This is a genomic window from Micromonospora sp. CPCC 205554 (assembly GCF_036902745.1).
GTDB lineage: Bacteria > Actinomycetota > Actinomycetes > Mycobacteriales > Micromonosporaceae > Micromonospora > Micromonospora tulbaghiae.
Map to the genome: position 1 here is coordinate 15,513 of NZ_JBAKHP010000032.1, position 17,444 is coordinate 32,956.

At 74.8% G+C, this 17,444-nt stretch carries 16 protein-coding genes; 8 read left to right on the top strand and 8 right to left on the bottom strand.

Annotation, left to right across the window (positions count from 1 at the left end; genetic code table 11):
• Positions 1-119 precede the first annotated feature (119 nt).
• The gene (locus tag V6U82_RS27205; protein ID WP_442933474.1) at positions 120-491 is read left to right on the top strand and encodes a DUF3817 domain-containing protein; all 372 of its coding nucleotides are present in this window, start codon (positions 120-122) and stop codon (positions 489-491) included.
• On the opposite strand, the gene V6U82_RS27210 is transcribed toward V6U82_RS27205, so the two are convergent.
• The gene (locus V6U82_RS27210) at positions 472-1,362 is read right to left on the bottom strand and encodes an alpha/beta fold hydrolase (protein ID WP_334466043.1); all 891 of its coding nucleotides are present in this window, start codon (positions 1,360-1,362) and stop codon (positions 472-474) included. The genes V6U82_RS27205 and V6U82_RS27210 overlap by 20 nt on opposite strands.
• Positions 1,363-1,403: 41 nt before the next feature.
• Complete coding sequence (locus tag V6U82_RS27215) at positions 1,404-1,952, bottom strand: hypothetical protein (RefSeq protein WP_334466045.1); 549 nt, start codon at positions 1,950-1,952, stop codon at positions 1,404-1,406.
• Positions 1,953-2,094: 142 nt separating this feature from the next.
• Here V6U82_RS27215 and V6U82_RS27220 point away from each other — a divergent pair, with 142 nt between their 5' ends.
• Genes V6U82_RS27220 through V6U82_RS27230 form a run of 3 tightly spaced genes read left to right on the top strand, consistent with a single transcriptional unit; the run spans position 2,095 to position 6,059 of the window.
• Positions 2,095-3,219, top strand: coding sequence for a baeRF2 domain-containing protein (locus V6U82_RS27220; RefSeq protein ID WP_334466048.1), 1,125 nt, complete (start codon positions 2,095-2,097; stop codon positions 3,217-3,219).
• Positions 3,212-4,960, top strand: a complete 1,749-nt coding sequence (locus V6U82_RS27225; RefSeq protein ID WP_334466051.1) for a thiamine pyrophosphate-binding protein — start codon at positions 3,212-3,214, stop codon at positions 4,958-4,960. Before V6U82_RS27220 ends, V6U82_RS27225 begins: the two co-directional genes overlap by 8 nt.
• 52 nt (positions 4,961-5,012) lie before the next feature.
• Positions 5,013-6,059 (top strand): iron-containing redox enzyme family protein, encoded by a 1,047-nt coding sequence (locus tag V6U82_RS27230; RefSeq protein ID WP_334466053.1) that lies wholly within the window; start codon positions 5,013-5,015, stop codon positions 6,057-6,059.
• A gap of 7 nt (positions 6,060-6,066) precedes the next feature.
• On the opposite strand, the gene V6U82_RS27235 is transcribed toward V6U82_RS27230, so the two are convergent.
• Positions 6,067-6,291, bottom strand: a complete 225-nt coding sequence (locus V6U82_RS27235; RefSeq protein ID WP_128139287.1) for a CDGSH iron-sulfur domain-containing protein — start codon at positions 6,289-6,291, stop codon at positions 6,067-6,069.
• A gap of 188 nt (positions 6,292-6,479) precedes the next feature.
• Here V6U82_RS27235 and V6U82_RS27240 point away from each other — a divergent pair, with 188 nt between their 5' ends.
• Together V6U82_RS27240 and V6U82_RS27245 are read left to right on the top strand one after the other, a co-directional pair.
• Positions 6,480-7,895 (top strand): hypothetical protein, encoded by a 1,416-nt coding sequence (locus V6U82_RS27240; protein ID WP_334466056.1) that lies wholly within the window; start codon positions 6,480-6,482, stop codon positions 7,893-7,895.
• A gap of 245 nt (positions 7,896-8,140) precedes the next feature.
• Entirely contained in the window at positions 8,141-9,274 is a 1,134-nt protein-coding gene (locus tag V6U82_RS27245; protein ID WP_282309340.1) for a SigB/SigF/SigG family RNA polymerase sigma factor, read from the top strand.
• A 96-nt stretch (positions 9,275-9,370) separates the two neighbouring features.
• Here the strand turns inward: V6U82_RS27245 and ctaD are convergent, their stop codons facing one another.
• The 5 genes from ctaD to V6U82_RS27270 form a co-directional block, all read right to left on the bottom strand.
• On the bottom strand, positions 9,371-11,374 hold the full coding sequence (ctaD, locus tag V6U82_RS27250; protein ID WP_334466067.1) for an aa3-type cytochrome oxidase subunit I: 2,004 nt from the start codon (positions 11,372-11,374) through the stop codon (positions 9,371-9,373).
• A gap of 87 nt (positions 11,375-11,461) precedes the next feature.
• Complete coding sequence (locus V6U82_RS27255; RefSeq protein ID WP_334466069.1) at positions 11,462-12,193, bottom strand: ATP-binding protein; 732 nt, start codon at positions 12,191-12,193, stop codon at positions 11,462-11,464.
• Between the two features lie 134 nt (positions 12,194-12,327).
• A complete protein-coding gene (locus V6U82_RS27260) occupies positions 12,328-12,780 on the bottom strand; it encodes a DUF4383 domain-containing protein (RefSeq protein ID WP_334466149.1) in 453 nt (150 codons plus the stop codon).
• 107 nt (positions 12,781-12,887) lie between these two features.
• Positions 12,888-14,042 carry a glycosyltransferase gene (locus tag V6U82_RS27265; RefSeq protein ID WP_334466072.1) on the bottom strand — a complete coding sequence of 385 codons (1,155 nt, stop codon included), beginning with the start codon at positions 14,040-14,042 and terminating at the stop codon, positions 12,888-12,890.
• Between the two features lie 28 nt (positions 14,043-14,070).
• Positions 14,071-15,054, bottom strand: a complete 984-nt coding sequence (locus V6U82_RS27270; protein ID WP_334466154.1) for a glucosyl-3-phosphoglycerate synthase — start codon at positions 15,052-15,054, stop codon at positions 14,071-14,073.
• A 246-nt stretch (positions 15,055-15,300) separates the two neighbouring features.
• Between V6U82_RS27270 and V6U82_RS27275 the strand changes: the two genes are divergently transcribed.
• Positions 15,301-16,323: a Gfo/Idh/MocA family protein gene (locus V6U82_RS27275; protein WP_334466074.1), complete on the top strand. Its 1,023-nt coding sequence runs from the start codon at positions 15,301-15,303 to the stop codon at positions 16,321-16,323.
• Complete coding sequence (locus V6U82_RS27280) at positions 16,316-17,404, top strand: zinc-dependent alcohol dehydrogenase (RefSeq protein ID WP_334466077.1); 1,089 nt, start codon at positions 16,316-16,318, stop codon at positions 17,402-17,404. Before V6U82_RS27275 ends, V6U82_RS27280 begins: the two co-directional genes overlap by 8 nt.
• Positions 17,405-17,444 lie beyond the last annotated feature (40 nt).

The following is a 17,444-nucleotide window of genomic DNA, read 5'->3' on the forward strand; positions in this document are numbered from 1 at the left end:
GCACGGAGTGGCGGGTCAGGAAAGGCCCGGAGGCCCTTTTCTGTACCCCGTGGCGGCCCCGGTGATCCCCGTCGCCGGGCAGCGGGTTCCGTCCGGGCGACCCGGCCCGGGCGGCTAGCATGGCCGCCGACGGCGAAGGGGAGTGGCTGATGCGCGACGGGTGGATCCGGGCGTTCGTGGTGGCGGCGTTCGCCGAGGGATGCTCGTGGGCGGCGCTGCTGGCCGGTATGGCGGTCAAGTACGGCCCGCCCGGCAACGAGATCGGCGTGAAGATCTTCGGCCCGATCCACGGCGCGCTGTTCGTGGTCTACGGCGTGCTGGCGCTCGTGGTGGCCCTGCGGCGCCGCTGGACGCTCGTGCAGACCGGGCTGGCCCTGGCCAGCGCGGTGCCCCCGTTCGCCACAGTGCTGTTCGAGCGCTGGGCGAACCGCCGGGGCCTGCTCGACGCGCCGGCTCCGGCGGAGCAGCCGCTCACCGCCGCGGGTCGGTGACCGGGGCGAGGTCCTCCGCGAGGAAGCCGGCCAGCACGTCGGTCAGCTCCCGTGGCGCCTCCTCGGCCATGTGGTGCCCGGACGGGATCGACGCCGTCCGCACGTCGTCGGCCCAGTCCCGCCAGATGGCGGCGGGGTCGCCGTAGAGGTCGACCATGTCGTCGCGCTCGGACCAGGCGAACAGCACCGGGCAGCCGATCCGGCGCCCGGCGGCCCGGTCCGCGTCGTCCGCCGCCCGGTCCGGGCCGAGCCCGGCCCGGTAGTCCTCGCACATGGCGTGGACCGTGGCCGGATCGTGGATGGCGCGGCGGTAGTCGGCGTACGCCTGCTCGCCCATCTCCTCCGGTGATCCGCCGTACCAGGCGTCCGGATCGGCGTTGATCACCCGTTCGGCGGGCTTGGCGAGCTGACCGAGGAAGAACCAGTGCCACCAGCGGGCGGCGAACCGGGCGTCGCAGCGGGCCAGCGCCTCGCCGATCGGCACCCCGTCCAGCACGCCGAGGCGGCTCACCCGGTCCGGGTGGTCCAGGGCGGTCCGCATGGCCACGTACGCGCCGCGGTCGTGACCGATCACCGCGGCCCGGCGGTGCCCGAGCGCGTCGAGCAGGCCCACCACGTCCGCGGCCATCGCCCGCTTGGAGTAGACCGTGTGCCCCGGGTCGCTCGGCGGCTTCGACGAGCCGCCGTAGCCGCGCAGGTCCGGGCAGATGACCGTGTGCCGCGCGGCCAGCCGCGGCGCCACCCGGTGCCAGGTCGCATGGGTACGCGGGTGCCCGTGCAGCAGCACCACGGGCGGCCCGGAGCCGCCGTGGCGCACGCGCAGGCGGACCGCGCCGACGTCGATCTCGGTGAGCGTGAATCCGGCGAACATGGCCGCAGCGGTGCCCGCCGGCGGCCCGGCGGAAACCCGCTCTACGTCAGTGCCGAGCAGGCGGCCACGCCGAGCAGCAGCACGACCCCCAGCACGGCCTGCAGCAGCAGCGCCGGGCCCAGGTGCGACCAGAGCGTCGCGGTGCGCGGCGTGAGCAGTTGACCGGTGGTCAGGTTGACGATCCGCTCGATCCGCGGCGGCAGTTCCTCGTCGCGTTGCGCCCGCAGCGTGAGCTGGACGTGGTCGCCGGGGTGCAGAGCGCTCTGCGGCAGGTGGCCGTGCAGTTCGACCTCGACCAGCCGACCGGTGGTGTCGCGTACCCGGACCGGGGTGACCAGGAACTCCGGCCCCTTCTTCAGCTCCTTGAAGCTGCGCCGGGCCCCGCCGCCGCCACTGCTGAGCAACGCGCGCACCACCTTCAGCAGCAGCCCCACCACCCCCGCGGCGGTCAGCACCGCGACCAGCGCCGGCTGCCCGACCCGGACCTCCCGGGCGTAGCCGTCCATCAACCGCGCCAGACGGCCGGTGACGACGCGTTCCGTCGGGTGGACGACGCGTCGGGTGTGCAGCTCCGTGTCCATGTTCACCACCGAGAGTCCCGTTCCGTGTACAGATGGTATCGGCCCTTCGGGTTGAACGACGTGAATGAACGGTGGTCACGCCCGGGGAGCCGGCAGGTGAACTCCGCCGGGGCGCGGGTATGCGTGCGGCCGAGCCGGAAAGGGGTCGAGCATGCAGCTGTCCTTCCTGCGCCCGCTCTACGACCGTCCCGGGCCCTGGTGCTCGGTGTACATGGACGCCTCCCGCGACACCCAGGACGCGCGAGCGCAGGTCGACCTGCGCTGGCGGGCACTCAAGGGCGACCTGCTGGGGCAGGGCGCCGACCCGGTCACCGTCGAGGCGGTGGAGGAGGTCGTCCGCCGGCACCAGCCGATGCCCGGCGACTACGGCATCGCCGTGTTCGCCAGCCGGGGTCGCGTGGTGCTCACCGAGTACCTGTCCGCGCCGCCGCTGCGCGACCTGGCGAGCTGGTCGGCGCTGCCGCACACCATGCCGCTCGTGGCCCAGCGGGGCGAGCAGGTGGCCTGGGTGCGGGTGCTGGCCGACCGTACCGGCGCGGACGCGATGGCGGTCAGCGCCGGCGGGGTGCCCCGGCGGGCCCAGGTGCAGGGCGGGCAGAGCCGCCAGCTGCGCCGGGTGCAGCCGGGCGGCTGGTCGCAGTCCCGCTACCAGCGCGCCGCCATGGAGGCGTGGCACCAGAACGCCGGTGACGCCGCGGCGGCCACCGCCGACCTGGCCGAGCGGGTCGGCGCGGACGTCGTCGTGGTGGCCGGGGACGTCCGCGCCACCGGCATGATCGCCGCCCAGCTCCCCGAGCGCTGGCAGGACGTGCTGGTCCGCACCGACGCGGGCGCCCGTGACGTGGGCGCCGACGACACGCTGATGGACGACATCACGGTGCAGACCGTCGCCGAGGTCGCCGACCGGCGGATCGCCGCCGCGCTGGACCGCTTCGGCGTCCAGGAGGACGTCGGCGCCGGACTCGACGCCGTAGTCTCCGCGCTGCAACGCAACCAGGTCGACACCATGCTCATCGTGGACGACCCGTCGGCCGACGGCGAGCTGTGGGTGGGCCCCGAGCCGACCGAGATCGCCACCGACCCGGCGCAGCTGGCCGGCATGTCGGTGGCCGACCCCCAGCGGGTACGCGCCGACGCGGCGCTGCTGCGCGCGCTGGTCGGCACCGACGCGGACCTCACGGTGCTCGCGCCCGAGGAGGCGCCGGAGCTGACCGACGGGGTCGGCGCGGTGCTGCGCTACGTCGACGCGAGCACGCCGGGGCGGGGTAATGGCTGAGCGGATCGTCGCCGACCTGGTGGTCGAACGCCTGCGGGCCTGGCGGGTGCCGCGGGTGTTCGGCTGTCCGGGCGCGGCGATCGCCCCGCTCGTGGGCGCGCTCGACGACGCGGGCGGGGATCCGGCTTTCGTCCCCGCCCGGCACGAGGAGACCGCCTCGTACATGGCCACCGGGCACGCGAAGTTCACCGGCGGCGTCGGGGTGTGCCTGGCGACCCAGGGGCCCAGCGCGGTGCACCTGCTCAACGGGCTCTACGACGCCAAGCTCGACAGCAAGCCGGTGGTCGCGATCATCGGCGAGGACGTCACCGGCCCGCTCGGCGGCGCGCACGAGGAGATCGGGCTGAGCCGGCTGTTCGGCGACGTGTGCAACCAGTTCGTCCGCTACGGCCGCCGGCCTGAGCAGGTGCCGGCGCTGCTGGACCAGGCGTTCCGTACCGCGGCGGCGACCCGCAGCCCGACCTGCGTGGTGCTGCCGCGGGCGTTGCAGGTCACCGCCGTACCGGATCTGCTGCCGCAGGCCGCCGGGGTGGTCACCGCGACGCCCGGCGAGCCGCTGGCCCGGGTGCTGCCGCACGACGCCGACCTGGACGCCGCCGCCTCGCTGCTCGGCAACGGGCGGCGGGTGGCGGTGCTCGTCGGTCAGGGCGCGCACGGCGCGGCCGAGGAGATCACGGCGCTGGCCGACCGGCTCGGCGCGGGCGTCGCCACGTCGCTGCTGGGCAAGCCGGTGCTCGACGAGCGGATGCCGTTCCACACCGGCGTGCTCGGCGAGGTCGGTACCACCGCAGCCGCGCAGCTCATGGGCGGCTGCGACACGCTGCTGATGATCGGCACGAACGACCCGTGGACCGACTGGTTCCCCATGCCGGGGCAGGTGCGCACGATCCAGATCGACATCGACGGCCGGCGCATCGGCACCCGCTACCCGGTGGACGTGCCGCTCGTCGGCGACGCCGCCGAGACGCTGCGGGCGCTGCTGACCCGGGTGCCCGACCAGCCCCACCGTGAGTGGCGCGGCATGGTGGAGAAGATGGTGGACCGGTGGCGGGAGACCGCCGCCGAGCGCGCCGCCGCCCCGGCCGAGCCGGTCAACCCGCAGCTCGTGCTCCGCGAGCTGTCCGCCCGGCTGCCCCGGCACGCCGGGGTCGCCGTCGACGTCGGCTCGGTCATCTACTGGTACGCCCGGCACCTGGAGCTGCCGCCGGGGGTGCGGGCGCAGCTGTGCGGCACGCTCGGCTCGATGGGCTGTGCCCTGCCGTACGCGGTGGCGGCCAAGCTGGCCCGCCCGGACGAGCCGGTGCTCGCGCTGCTCGGCGACGGCGCGATGCAGCTCAACGGCCTGGCCGAGCTGATCACTGTGGCGCACCACTGGACGCGGTGGCGTGATCCCCGGCTGATCGTGCTGGTGCTGAACAACCGGGACCAGTCCGGCGTGGGCGGCGGGCGGACGCCCGGCGGGCGGCGCTCCGACGTGCCGTACGCCGGGTGGGCCCGCCTGCTCGGGCTGCACGGCGTCCGGGTGGACCGGCCGGACCTGGTCGGACCCGCCTGGGACGAGGTGCTCGCGGCCGACCGGCCGGCCGTCCTGGAGGCGGTCGTGGACCCGGCCGTGCCGCTGGACGCGCCCGAACCGGCGCTGGCCGACCTGCGCGGCCTGGTGGCCGACGGGGACGCCGCCCGCCGGGTGCGGGAGCGGGTGATCCAGACCGAGGCCATCGCGGCGGACGAAATCGTTTAGCGGCATCCGGGCGGGGCACTGCGACCGGGCGCAACCCGTCCCAGGAGGTCACATGTCCGTCGCCGCCGACCGTCGTTACGGCCCCGCCCCGCTGCCCGCCGCGCGCGGGCCGGTCTCCGCCGCGCTGCTGGCCGCGCTGCGCTCCGCTCCCGGCGAGCTGCCGGCCGGGCTGGGTGGCGAGTTCGACGCGGTGGCGGCGCCGCTGACCGACGAGGATCTCCAGCTCACCCTGTTCCTCTGCTACGAGCTGCACTACCGGGGCTGGTCGGGCGTCGACGAGGCGTGGGAATGGGAGCCGTCGCTGCTGGCGCTGCGCGCCCGCGCCGAGCGGCCGTTCGAGGCGGCGCTACGCGAGCTGGCCGGCCCGCCGCCGGCGGTGCTGCCGGCCGCCGTGCCGGGCGCGCTGGCCGACCTGGTGGCCGCCGACGACGGCCCGCCGCTGGCCGCCGCGCTGCAACGGCGCGCCGACCTCGGCCGGTTCCGCGAGTTCGTCACCCACCGCTCGATCTACCACCTGCGCGAGGCCGACCCGCACAGCTGGGCGCTGCCCCGGCTCGGCGGCCCGGCGAAGGCCGCCCTCGTGGAGATCCAGACCGACGAGTACGGCAACGGCCGGCTGGACCGGATGCACGCCGAGCTGTTCCGCACCACGATGGACCGGCTCGGCCTGGACACCGGCTACGCCGCCCACCTGGACCGGGTGCCGGCGGTGACGCTGGCGACCAACAACCTGATGTCGCTGTTCGGCCTGCACCGGCGGCTGCGCGGGGCGCTGCTCGGGCACCTGGCGGCGTACGAGATGACCTCGTCGCTGCCGAACCGCCGCTACGGCAACGGACTGCGCCGGCTCGGCTTCGACGCGGTCGCCACGCGCTTCTACGACGAGCACGTCGAGGCCGACGCCGTGCACGAGCAGATCGCCGCGCACGACATGTGCGGCGGGCTGGTCCGCGCCGAGCCGGCGCTCGCGTCGGACGTGCTGTTCGGCGCCGCCGCCGCACTGGCCGTGGACGCCCTGTTCGCCGCGCACCTGCTCGACGCCTGGTCGGCCGGGGAGTCCTCGCTGCGCCCGCCCGCCCAGGTCCTCGCCGCAGCCTGACCCGGAGTCAGCCCTCGCGGTCGCTGTCGGCGCGGAAGCCCGCCACCTTGTGCGTTCCGTCGCAGAACGGCTTGATCGCGCTCTTGCCGCACCGGCACAGCGCGACGGTGCCCCGGCGCGTCTCGATCGGCGTGCCCTCGGGCGTGACGAGCGCGAAGTCGCCGCGTACCAGCAGTGGTCCGTCCCGGTACGGGGTGATGGTCGTCGCCGGGGTGCTCTCGTCGTCGGGCATGCGCGGTGCAGTGCCCGTCCCGGTCCGGCCCAAACCCGCACCGGAGCGCCGTTGCGCCCGCGACGGCGGGCACGCGGCGCGACGGCGTACCTGGGTGTCGCGGGCGCTGCCGTTACCGGGCGGGCCTTGGTCCTGGCCCGTGGGGAGATGCCCCGTTTAGACCCCAGAGGGACGGGAAGCCGGGCCGCGTGGTGAGCGAACGAGTCGAACGGACGCCGGTCAGCGGCGCGGGGCTGCCCGTGGAGCGGGTGGTGGCGGCCGGCAGCGCCGCCCGGACCCTGGTCGCCGTGACCGCCCGGGCGCTGCGCGGCGACGACTGCGGCGATCTCGGCCATCCGGGCGCGCTGTCCCGCCTCACCGGCGCGCCCGAGCCGGTACGCCGTGCCGCCGCCGTCCGGGCCGCCGGGCGGGCGGCGCTCACCGCCGACCAGATCGCCGCCGTGGACGCCGAGCGGGTGGCCGCGTGGTTCACCGGACAGTACCCGGACCGACGCTTCCCCGGCGTGGTGCTCGGCTCGTCGCACGGCGCCGCCGCCCACCTCGCGGTGGCGCTCGGCGTGCCCTGGCTCCCGGCCGGGTTCGAGCTGGCCGGTCAGTGGGCCCGGGGGGCGGTGGACCGCCCGGACGCCGCGTACGCGCACGGCGCCATGCTGGCCGCCCGGCTGCTCCACGGCAACCCGCGCGTGCACGTACGCCAGGTGCACTGCCCGGCCACCCGGGGTGCGGCGGCCGGCGCGGCGGTGACGTTCGCGGTGCGCTGGCGCACGCTGCCGAAGGCGTACGCGCGCTTCCTGGCCGACCGGCTGGAACCGGCCGCGCCGGTGCTGCTGCTGCACGACGCCCGCACCTGGCCGGTACGCGACCGCGGCGACGGGCACAGCTTCCAGGCCGGCTGCCCGGCCGGCGGCCTGGACCCGGTCGACTTCCACCCGGACGCCCGCGCGCTGGGCCAGGTGCTCCGCGCCGCCGGTGGGGACGAGACGCGCTGGACGGCGCCGGAGGTCACGGTGGCGGGCGCGTTCGCCGAACACGGCGTGGAGTCCGGTTTCGAGCACGACGCCCGCTCCTTCGGCGACCGGCACGGCCATCCGCTGCACCGGGTGGTCGTGCCGCAGCCGGACGCGCTGAGCGCGGTGACCGCCGACCTGTACCGGCGCTGGCTGCGGCGGGCCGGCAAGACCGGCAACCGGCTGGTGGTGGAGTGCGGCCGGCTGCTCGACCCGGCGCAGGTGCTGCGGGCCGGCCTGGTGCCCTACTGGTGCGAGAACGCCACCGTGCGCCGGGTCGCCGGCGTCGAGTGGTGGCTGGCCGGCAGCGAGCCGTTCAGCTCGGTGGACGTGCTGCCGGAGCCGCCGGGCCTGCGCTCGCCCGCGTACGCGGGACTGCCCCAGTGGCTGGCGGTGGCCGGCTTCGGGCGCAAGCGGCGGGCCCTGGACCGGGGCGCCGCGCGCGGCTATCCGGTCGCCTCGGTACCCACCCGACGTGCCACGGAGGTGTTGCGCAACCAGCCCTGCGACCTGCCCGCGCCGCCGCCGCTGCGGATGGCCGAGGCCCTCACCGCGCTGCGTGACGCGGGCGCGCACCAGGGCCTGCTGGTCTGCTGACCGGCCGCCGGGAACGGCTGGCCGGCCAACCTGGCGAAACTTCCTCGCGATCCTGCGGTCCGTGATTGAGTACCTACGGAGCGGGAAGACCGCTCGCCGCGAAACGGCCCACGACGCCGTGGCGGCGGGCAGCCACCGCTTTCGACGTATCCGTCACGTAACCCAACTTCCTCACCCGGTGCGTGGTCCGACCACGCGCACGACCGGTTCCGACCGGGCGGGGGCTCTTCGGCGAGGGGGCGCGGATGTTCGGACAGACCACCACACCCACACCACCGACCACCGACCGGGGTCTGGAGGACCTGGACGCGGCGGCGCTCGCGTACGCGGCCCGGATCGAGGGCCTGCCACCGGAGCGGCGGCAGGAGGCGCGGGACGACCTGGTCCGGTTCGCGCTGCCGTTCGCCGGCCGGCTCGCCCGCCGCTACCGCGGGCGCGGTGAGCCGCTGGAGGATCTGGAGCAGGTGGCCCGTCTCGGTCTGGTCAACGCCGTCGACAGGTACGACCCGGAACGCGGTTCGTTCACCGCGTACGCGGCCATCACCATCGTCGGCGAGATCAAACGGCACTTCCGTGACCGCACCTGGGGCGTGCACGTGCCGCGCCGCCTGCGGGACCTGATCCTCGAGGTGGGACAGGCGACGGCGACGCTGACCAGCGAGCTGTCCCGTGCCCCCACGGTGGCCGAGTTGTCCGCCCGGCTGGAGACGCCGGAGGAGGAGATCCTCGCCGCGCTGGAGTCGGCCGCCGGCTACAGCCCGGCGTCGCTGAACGCGCCGGTGGGCGGGGAGAGCTCGGCCGAGTTCGGCGACCTGGTCGGCGAGTCCGACCACGCGCTGGAGTCGGTGGACGACCGGGTCACGGTCAGCGGTCTGCTGCACCGGCTGCCGTGGCGGGAGCGCCGCATCCTGGCGATGCGCTTCTACGGCAACCAGACCCAGGCGGAGATCGCCGCCCGGTTCGGCATCTCGCAGATGCACGTGTCCCGGCTGCTGTCGCGGGCGCTGACCTGGCTGCGTCAGGCGATGCTCGCCGACGCGCCGCCGCCCTGGCAGAACGGCGCGGCCGAGGCCGAGCCGGGCAAGGCGCGGATCTCGGTGAAGCAGAACGGCGACCGGGTGGTCGTCGAGGTCGGCGGCGAGGTCGACCGGGCCGGCGCGGACCAGTTGCGCCGGGCGGTGCTCCAGGCGGTCACCGGGCAACCCCGCGAGGTGGTGGTCGACCTGGTCGGCGCCGGGGGCTTCGACGCCGGCGGAATCGCCGCGCTGATGGCCGGCCGGGAGGCCGCCGCACGTACCGGGGTGCCGTTGCGGCTGACCCGGGTGCAGCCCGCGGTGCGCCGCTCGCTCACCGCGGCCGGACTGCCGGCCGCCGACTGACCGCACGCCACCGCGCCGGCCACCCACCCAGGGTGCCGGCGCGCGGCGTACGACGAGAGGGCCGGCGCCCGACGGCGCCGGCCCTCGTCCGGTGTCTCAGTTCTCCGGGGTGTCCCCGTGCCCGCGCGGGTGCCGCCACCTGTCGTTGGGCTGCTCGTCGCGCTCGGCGTTGAGCGCGCTGCCCTCCGGCTCGTCGGTCTCCTCGAAGCTGGGACGGCGCACCTCCTCCGGCGCCGGCACCTCCACCGGGCGGGCGCCGGACTGCGGCGCGGGCTGGTAGTCCAGCGCCTCGGGCGCGCCGTACGCGCCACCGGCCGACGGCGACTCCGGCACGTGCCGCTCGTGGTGCATCTCCTCGCGGAAGGACTGCGGCGGCTTGGTGGTGCGCTGCGGCAGGTCCCGGCCCAGGTCGGCCACGAGCGGGCCGTACTTGAGGTCGAACGCCGGCCGCTCGGAGCGGATGCGCGGCATCCGGTCGAAGTTGCGCAGCGGCGGCGGGCAGGTGGTGGCCCACTCCAGCGAGTTGCCGAAGCCCCACGGGTCGTCCACGGTGACCATCGCGCCGTACCGCCACGACTTCCAGATGTTCCAGATCACGAACAGGGTGGACGCGCCGAGCACGAACGAGCCGATGCTGGAGATCGTGTTCAGCGTGGTGAACCCGTCGCCGGGCAGGTAGTCGGCGTACCGGCGGGGCATGCCCTCGTTGCCCAGCCAGTGCTGCACCAGGAACGTGGCGTGGAAGCCGATGAACATGGTCCAGAAGTGCATCTTGCCGAGCCGCTCGTCGAGCAGCCGCCCGGTCATCTTCGGGAACCAGAAGTAGAGCCCGCCGAACGCGGCGAACACGATGGTGCCGAAGAGCACGTAGTGGAAGTGCGCCACCACGAAGTACGTGTCGTGCACGTGGAAGTCCACCGGCGGGCTGGCCAGCAGCACCCCGGTCAGGCCGCCGAGCAGGAACGTCACCAGGAAGCCGATGGCGAACAGCATCGGCGTCTCGAACGTGAGCTGCCCCTTCCACATGGTGCCGATCCAGTTGAAGAACTTCACCCCGGTGGGCACCGCGATCAGGTAGCTCAGGATGCTGAAGAACGGCAGCAGCACCTGCCCGGTGGCGAACATGTGGTGCGCCCAGACCGTCATCGACAGCACGGTGATGGCGATGGTGGCCAGCACCAGGCCGGTGTAGCCGAAGATCGGCTTACGGGCGAACACCGGGATGATCTCGGTGATGATGCCGAAGAACGGCAGCGCGATGATGTACACCTCGGGGTGGCCGAAGAACCAGAACAGGTGTTGCCAGAGCATCGGCCCGCCGGTCGTGGGGTCGTACACGTGCGAGTGCAGGATCCGGTCCGAGGCCAGCGCCATCAGCGCGGCGGCCAGCAGCGGGAACACGAAGATCACCAGGACGCTGGTGAGCAGCGCGTTCCAGGTGAAGATCGGCATCCGGAACATCGTCATGCCGGGCGCGCGCAGCGTCACGATCGTGGTGATCAGGTTGACCGCGCCGAGGATCGTGCCCAGACCGGACACGGCCAGGCCGACGACCCACAGGTTGCCGCCGACGCCGGGGGAGTGCTGCGCGGTGCTCAACGGCGTGTACGCGGTCCAGCCGAAGTCCGCGGCGCCGGCCGGGGTGGCGAACCCGCCCATGACCATCAGCGCGCCGAGGAAGTAGAGCCAGTACGCGAACGCGTTGAGCCGGGGGAACGCCACGTCGGCGGCGCCGATCTGCAGCGGCACCAGGTAGTTGGCGAACCCGAAGAACATCGGGGTCGCGAACAGCAGCAGCATGATCGTGCCGTGCATGGTGAACATCTGGTTGTACTGCTCGGGGGAGACGATCTGCATCCCCGGCCGGGCCAGCTCCACCCGGATGACCATCGCCAGGATCCCGCCGACGATGAAGTACACGAACGACGTGACCAGGTAGAGCAGGCCGATCTGCTTGGCGTCGGTGGTCCGCAGCAACCGCCACAGTGCGTTGCCCTTCACCGCCTCCCGTACGGGCCCGGGGTAGCCCCCGAACCGGGCCGGCGCGAGGATCGCGGGCCCCCGGTCTCGTGCCGGTTCCGTGACTACCCGCTTGCGCATGGCATCTCACCCCGTGTGACGACAGACAGGACGGGCGGGCGTACCCGGCCCTCTGCCCATGTAACCAGGCGAGAGCGGAGAATTCGGTCAGTTCGCCGGGAGCATGGCCCAGACGACCTTGCCGGCGCCGACCGGGGTGCTGCCCCAGCGCTGGGTCAGCTCGCGCACCAGCATCAGCCCCCGGCCGCCCTCGGCGCGCGGATCGCGGCTGCTCGCGGCGCGGGCGTCGGCCGGGCTGCCGTCCATCACCGCCACCCGCAGGTACGGCCGGCGCAGCGTCAGCGTCACCTGCATCGGAGTGCCGGCGTGCCGCACCACGTTGCCCACCAGCTCGGTGAGCACCAGCGACGCCGGGCCGGCCAGCTCCGGCACGTTCCACCTGCCGCACGCCTCGGTGACCAGCTCCCGGGCCCGCCGGCAGGCGCCCGCGACCGGCTCCAGCCGGGCCCGCAGCCGGGGCGCCGCCGCCTCGCCGGCCAGCGCCGTCGCCTCGGCGCAGTCCCGGCGTACCGGCACCACCCGGCAGGCGGTGGTCTCGTTCAGCCAGGCCGCCGTCTCGGCGCAGGGAGCGGCGAGCACCATCGGCACCGCGGGCCAGTCGGCGGCGCGCCGCGCGGCGGCGGCGAACACGGACAGCGCCAGCGGCTCGCCGACCTCGATCTCCTCCAGGTCGACCACCAGGGCGTCCGGCTGCTCGGCGAGGCAGCGGTCGAGCACCTCGTGCACCGCGCGCATCGTGCCCAGGTCGAGCGCTCCGGCCAGCCGTACGACAGTGACCGGCGACTCGTCGCGGACCTCGCACCTGATCCGGGTCACCATCGCCGCCTCGTTTCCATCTCGTCGGGGAGGGTCACCGGCCGGGGGCGCTTCGCCGCCTCCCGCAGCCGGAGGACTACGGACGTACCCGCGCCCCGGACCGGCGAAACCGGGCATCCGGGCCGCCGGGGCGCAGGTCAGCGCCGGTCCCCGCGACGCGCCGCGACCAGCCCGAGCGCCAGCATGGCGGCGCCCAGCAGCAGATGCAGCCACGAGTCCGCGCGGTTGACCGCGAGCACGTTCGCCGCGTCGCGTCCGTCGATCGCCAGGCCGGCGAGCCAGAGCACCAGATAGACCGCGCCGGCGCCGACCAGGAACGCGCGGGCGCCGGCGACGGTACGGGCCAGCACCAGCCCGGCCGCCCCCAGCACCAGGTGCACCAGGTTGTGCACGGCCGAGACCTGGAACACGCCGAACAGCCGGGCGCCGGAGCCCGGACCGGCGAAGCGCAGATCCCCGTAGTCGCTGGTGACGCCCGGCACGAAGCCCAGCACGCCGAGCAGCAGCAGGAGCACGGCGAACCCGGAGGCGATCCGGCGTACCGGCGCCCGCCCGTCGGCCGGGTTGCGCCGCGCCCGGGAGTGCGCCATCGAGTTCGTCACGCCGGCCTCCTCGCCACCGCGGGAAGCGCCGGTTTCCCGCGCCCGGCGGGGACAAACGCCGGCCCGGCCGCGCGGGACGGCCGGGCCGGTGACGCTCAGGCGGGCTGCAACGGCTTCGCCACGCCCATCCGGACGCGGTCGTACAGCTCCACGTACCGCTGCGCCATCCGGGCCGGGGTGAACCGCCGGGCCGCCTCCCGCCGGCACTCGGCCGGCTCCAGCCCGCCGGCGGCGAGCACCAGGTCACCCAGCTCCTGCTCGTCGCCGGTGAGCAGGCCGGTGCGGCCGTGCTCGATCAGCTCCGGCAGGCAGCCCCGGGCGGTGGCCACCACCGGCGTGCCGAGCGACAGCGACTCGACCACCGCCGTGCCGCCCGGCTCCTCCCAGCGCAGCGGGAACAGCGACGCCCGCGCCGAGGCGACCAGGTCGTCGCGCTCCCGCCCGGCCACCGTGCCGACCCAGCGCACCCGGTCGTCGTCGACGTACGGCGCCACCTGCTCGTAGAAGAAACGGACGTCCGGGTTCTGCCGGGCCTCGTCGCCGGCCGCGGCCAGATCCTCCGGCCGGTGGTACGGCCCGACCGGCCCGGCCAGCACCAGCCGGAACCCGGTCTCCTGCGCCAGCCGAGCGCCCAGGTCCTGCCCCTTGCCCGGGTTGATCCGGCCGAGGATCACCACGTGGTCGCCCTTCGCCACCGGCGCCTGCCGGTCCGCGTCCACGGCGAGCGGGGTGGACAGGTGCACGTGCCCCACCGAGTGCGCGCGCAACGCCTCCGGCGCGCGTGCCAGCTGCGACGCGGACACGCCGTTGACCCGTACCCGGTCGCCGCCGTCGAGGTTGCCGTACAGCTCCGGGTGCTTGGCCAGGTCCCAGTGCAGCGTGTGCAGCACCGGCGGGGCGTCCGGGCCCATCGCGGCGAGCGTGGCCAGCCCGACCGCCTCCACGTGGTCGTGCACCAGGTCGATGTCGTCGCGGGCGTGCAGCGCCCGCACCACCCCGGACAGGTGCGCCTGGGAGACGCCGCAGACCTGGTTGTACGGCCGCTGCAAGGCGTGGAACTGGCCGTCCGGGAAGACCGCGATCCGCTCGTCGACCGGCAGCGTGCTGCTCTCCACCGAGGCCAGCACCACCCGTACGCCCAGCCGGCGCAGCTCCGGCACCAGCGTGGCGATCACGTTCTCGATCCCGCCGTAGCCCGGCGGCGGCACGGACAGCCACGGCCCGGCGTTCATCAGCACGGTGAGCGTCATGCGCTGTCCTCCCTCAGGGTTTCCCCGCTCACGCGGCCGCCACCCGGCGGCGGGGAAGGCGGTGCCGCAGCTGCGCCAGCGGCGGGCGTTCCTGCACCGACACGTCGTTGACCACGATCTCGCGGTCCAGGTTGGGCAGCGTCTCCGAGCCGCCCCGGCGGAACTGGGTCAGCAGCGCGGTCGGCGCCACCCCCGGCGCCGCCCACCCGCGTCGCTGCAGCCGCGACCAGGCGGTCAGCATGATCTGCGCGGACATCCGGCCCAGCGCGGCGGTGTCCTGGTGCCGGTGCTTGCGCTCACCCAGGTCGACCTGGGCCAGCGCGTCCAGCCCGACCAGCTCCAGCAGGTCGATCAGCATGGCCGTCTCGACGCCGTATCCGGTGACGAACGGCACCCGCTCCAGCACCTCACGGCGGCCGGCGTACTCGCCCGCGAGCGGTTGCACGAAACCGGCCAGCTCCGGCCAGAACAGGTTCAGCAGCGGCCGGGCCATCAGCTCCGTCACCCGCCCGCCACCGTCGGGCTCCACGCTCGTCGCACCGACCAGCGGCCGGTGGTAGAAGCCCTTCACGAACTCCACGCTCGGATCCGTCAGCAACGGCCCGAGCAGCCCGGTCACGAAGTGCGGCCGGAACTCGCGCAGGTCGGCGTCGACGAACGCGACCACGTCCCCCTCGGCCGCGGCCAGCCCGGCCCAGAGCGCGTCGCCCTTGCCGGTCAGCCGGGGCAGCCCGCGCGTCATCGCGTCCTGGCTGACCACCTCGGCGCCGGCCGCGCGCGCCACCTGCGCGGTCCGGTCGGTGGACCGGGAGTCCACCACGATCAGCTCGTCGACGAGCGGTACGCGGTCCATCAGGTGTTCCCGGACGGTCGACACGATCGCCCCGACAGTCGCCTCCTCGTTGCGGGCCGGCAGCACCACGCTGACCCGGCTCGCGCCCTTGGCCCGTACCAGCCGTCGCGCCGGCCAGTCGTCGGCGGTGCTGGTGCGGTACGTGGCCCACGCCTCCACCACTGGTGAGACGGTCGAATCTGATTCCCGCACGGGCACCCCCATCGATGGTGGAATCGCGGACCATGGTTTTCCCAATCCCGCATCCGCGCTAACCGGATCTTGCCCATCATCCTGATCACGTGGCGCGTACCGGGAGGTTCCGGGCGGATGAACGTTGCGTTGCACACGTCGGCGGCGTTTGGCGCGACGCCGCCGGGGGGAGTGGTGTCCGCAGTCTTCCAGTCGTGGCGAGAGGGTTGTCGGATGCGTACCTGCCGGGTGGGACTTGTCGGGGCCGGTGGGGTGGCGCAACGCCACGCCCGGGTGCTCACCGGCTTCGAGGACGTGGAACTGCTCGGCGTCACCGACGTCGCGCCGGACGCGGCCGGGGCGCTCGCCGGCACGTACGGCGGCCGGGTGTTCCGCGACGTGGACGAACTCCTCGCGGCCGGCCCGGACGCGGTGTACGTCTGCGTGCCGCCGTTCGCGCACGGCCCGGTCGAGGAGGCGGTGGTGGCCGCCGGGGTGCCGATGTTCGTGGAGAAGCCGGTGGCGCTGGACCTGGAGACCGCCGAGCGGGTCGCGGCGCTGGTGCAGCAGCGGGGCCTGCTCACCGGCGTCGGACACCACTGGCGCTACCTGCACGTGGTGGAGGAGGCCCGGCGGCTGCTCGCCGGCCGTCCGGTGCGGATGGTCAACGGCGCGTGGCTGGACAAGGTGCCGCCGGTGGCCTGGTGGGCGCGGCGGGACCGCTCCGGCGGGCCGGTGGTCGAGCAGGCCGCGCACGTGCTGGACCTGGTCCGGCTGCTGGCCGGCGAGGCGGTCGAGGTGACCGCGTACGGCGACGGCAGCCCGCCGCCGGTCGACGGCGCGGACATCGACTCGGTGACCGCCGCCACACTGCGCTTCGGCTCCGGCGCGGTCGGCACGCTCGCCGCGTCCTGCGTGCTCGGCTGGAAGCACCGGGCCGGCCTGGAGATCCTCGCCGACGGGCTGGCGCTGTGGCTGGCCGAGGACGGCCTGACCGTCCGCGACGGCGACGGCGAGCGGCACCTGCCCGCCGACCCGGACGGCGCGCGGGTCGCCGTCGACCGGGCCTTCGTCGACGCCGTGTGCGGCCTCGGCGACGACGTCCGCGTGCCGTACGCCGAGGCGCTGCTCACCCACCGGCTCGCGCTCGCGGTGGCCGAGTCGGCGCGTACCGGACGGCCGGTGGCGCTGCCGACCGGGCCGGCGTCCCGGCTCACCGCTCCGGTCGCGGACGCGGGGGTGAGCGTCGATGCGTGACCGGGTGGTGGTGGTCGGCGGCCCCGGCCGGGTCGAGCTGGCCGAACTGGACGCGCCGGAGCTGCGCGAGGGCACGTTCCGGGTGGAGACGCTCTACAGCGGCGTGTCCGCCGGTACGGAACTGAGCTTCGTCAAGGGCACCAACCCCTACCTGCACGTCACCTGGGACGCCGCGCTCGGGCTGTTCCGGCCCGGGGAGGCGAGCACGCCGTACCCGGTGACCCGGCTCGGCTACATGCAGGTCGGGCGCGTGGTGGCCAGCCGCACCCCGGCCGTCGCGGTGGGCGAGGTGGGCGCGATGACGTACGGCCACCGCAGCGGCTGGGTCGCCGACCCGCTGACCGAGCGGTTCGTGCCGCTGCCCGACGACCTCGATCCGCTGCTCGGCGTGTTCGTCGCGCACATGGGCCCGATCTGTGCCAACGGGCTGCTGCACGCCGCCGCCGACCTGTGCGGCGCCGACGTGCGCACGCTCGGCGACGGCGTACGCGGCCGCCGGGTGGCGGTGGTCGGCAGCGGCGTGGTGGCGTTGCTGACCGCCCTGTTCGCCCGCCGCCACGGCGCCGCCTCGGTGGTCGTGGTCGACCCGACGCCGGCCCGGCGGCAGGTCGCCGAGGCGCTCGGCCTGGACACGCTCGACCCGGACGCGGACGACCCGGCCGTCGTGCTCAAGACGCGGTGGAACCACGCGGCCGGGGACCGGGGCGCCGACGTGGTCTTCCAGTGCCGTGGCCAGGACTGGGCATTGCAGCTCGCGCTGCGCCTGCTGCGCCCGCAGGGCACGGTGGTCGACCTGGCGTTCTACCAGGCCGGCGCGGACGCGGTCCGGCTCGGCGAGGAGTTCCACCACAACGGGCTGTCGCTGCGCTGCGCGCAGATCGGCCGGGTGCCGCGCGGGCTGGCCCCCACCTGGGACCGGGAGCGGCTGTCCGCGGAGACGGTGGAGCTGCTGCGCCAGTACGGGGACGTGATCCGCAAGCACCTGATCTCGGCCGTGGTCCCCCTGGACGAGGCCCCGGCCCTGCTGACCGACCTGGCCGAGCGCCGCCGCACCGAACTCCAGGTGGTCCTCACCCCCTGACCCCCTCTTCCACGGCGTCGATCATGAGGTTGGCGGCGAC

What these genes read in the sequence shown, in the direction of transcription:
- V6U82_RS27205 (WP_442933474.1), top strand. Translation starts at nt 120, where the DNA reads ATGGCCGCCGACGGCGAAGGGGAGTGGCTGATGCGCGACGGGTGGATC.
- V6U82_RS27210 (WP_334466043.1), bottom strand. Translation starts at nt 1,362, where the DNA reads ATGTTCGCCGGATTCACGCTCACCGAGATCGACGTCGGCGCGGTCCGC.
- V6U82_RS27220 (WP_334466048.1), top strand. Translation starts at nt 2,095, where the DNA reads ATGCAGCTGTCCTTCCTGCGCCCGCTCTACGACCGTCCCGGGCCCTGG.
- V6U82_RS27225 (WP_334466051.1), top strand. Translation starts at nt 3,212, where the DNA reads ATGGCTGAGCGGATCGTCGCCGACCTGGTGGTCGAACGCCTGCGGGCC.
- V6U82_RS27230 (WP_334466053.1), top strand. Translation starts at nt 5,013, where the DNA reads ATGTCCGTCGCCGCCGACCGTCGTTACGGCCCCGCCCCGCTGCCCGCC.
- V6U82_RS27235 (WP_128139287.1), bottom strand. Translation starts at nt 6,291, where the DNA reads ATGCCCGACGACGAGAGCACCCCGGCGACGACCATCACCCCGTACCGG.
- V6U82_RS27245 (WP_282309340.1), top strand. Translation starts at nt 8,141, where the DNA reads ATGTTCGGACAGACCACCACACCCACACCACCGACCACCGACCGGGGT.
- ctaD (WP_334466067.1), bottom strand. Translation starts at nt 11,374, where the DNA reads ATGCGCAAGCGGGTAGTCACGGAACCGGCACGAGACCGGGGGCCCGCG.
- V6U82_RS27255 (WP_334466069.1), bottom strand. Translation starts at nt 12,193, where the DNA reads ATGGTGACCCGGATCAGGTGCGAGGTCCGCGACGAGTCGCCGGTCACT.
- V6U82_RS27260 (WP_334466149.1), bottom strand. Translation starts at nt 12,780, where the DNA reads ATGGCGCACTCCCGGGCGCGGCGCAACCCGGCCGACGGGCGGGCGCCG.
- V6U82_RS27265 (WP_334466072.1), bottom strand. Translation starts at nt 14,042, where the DNA reads ATGACGCTCACCGTGCTGATGAACGCCGGGCCGTGGCTGTCCGTGCCG.
- V6U82_RS27275 (WP_334466074.1), top strand. Translation starts at nt 15,301, where the DNA reads ATGCGTACCTGCCGGGTGGGACTTGTCGGGGCCGGTGGGGTGGCGCAA.
- V6U82_RS27280 (WP_334466077.1), top strand. Translation starts at nt 16,316, where the DNA reads ATGCGTGACCGGGTGGTGGTGGTCGGCGGCCCCGGCCGGGTCGAGCTG.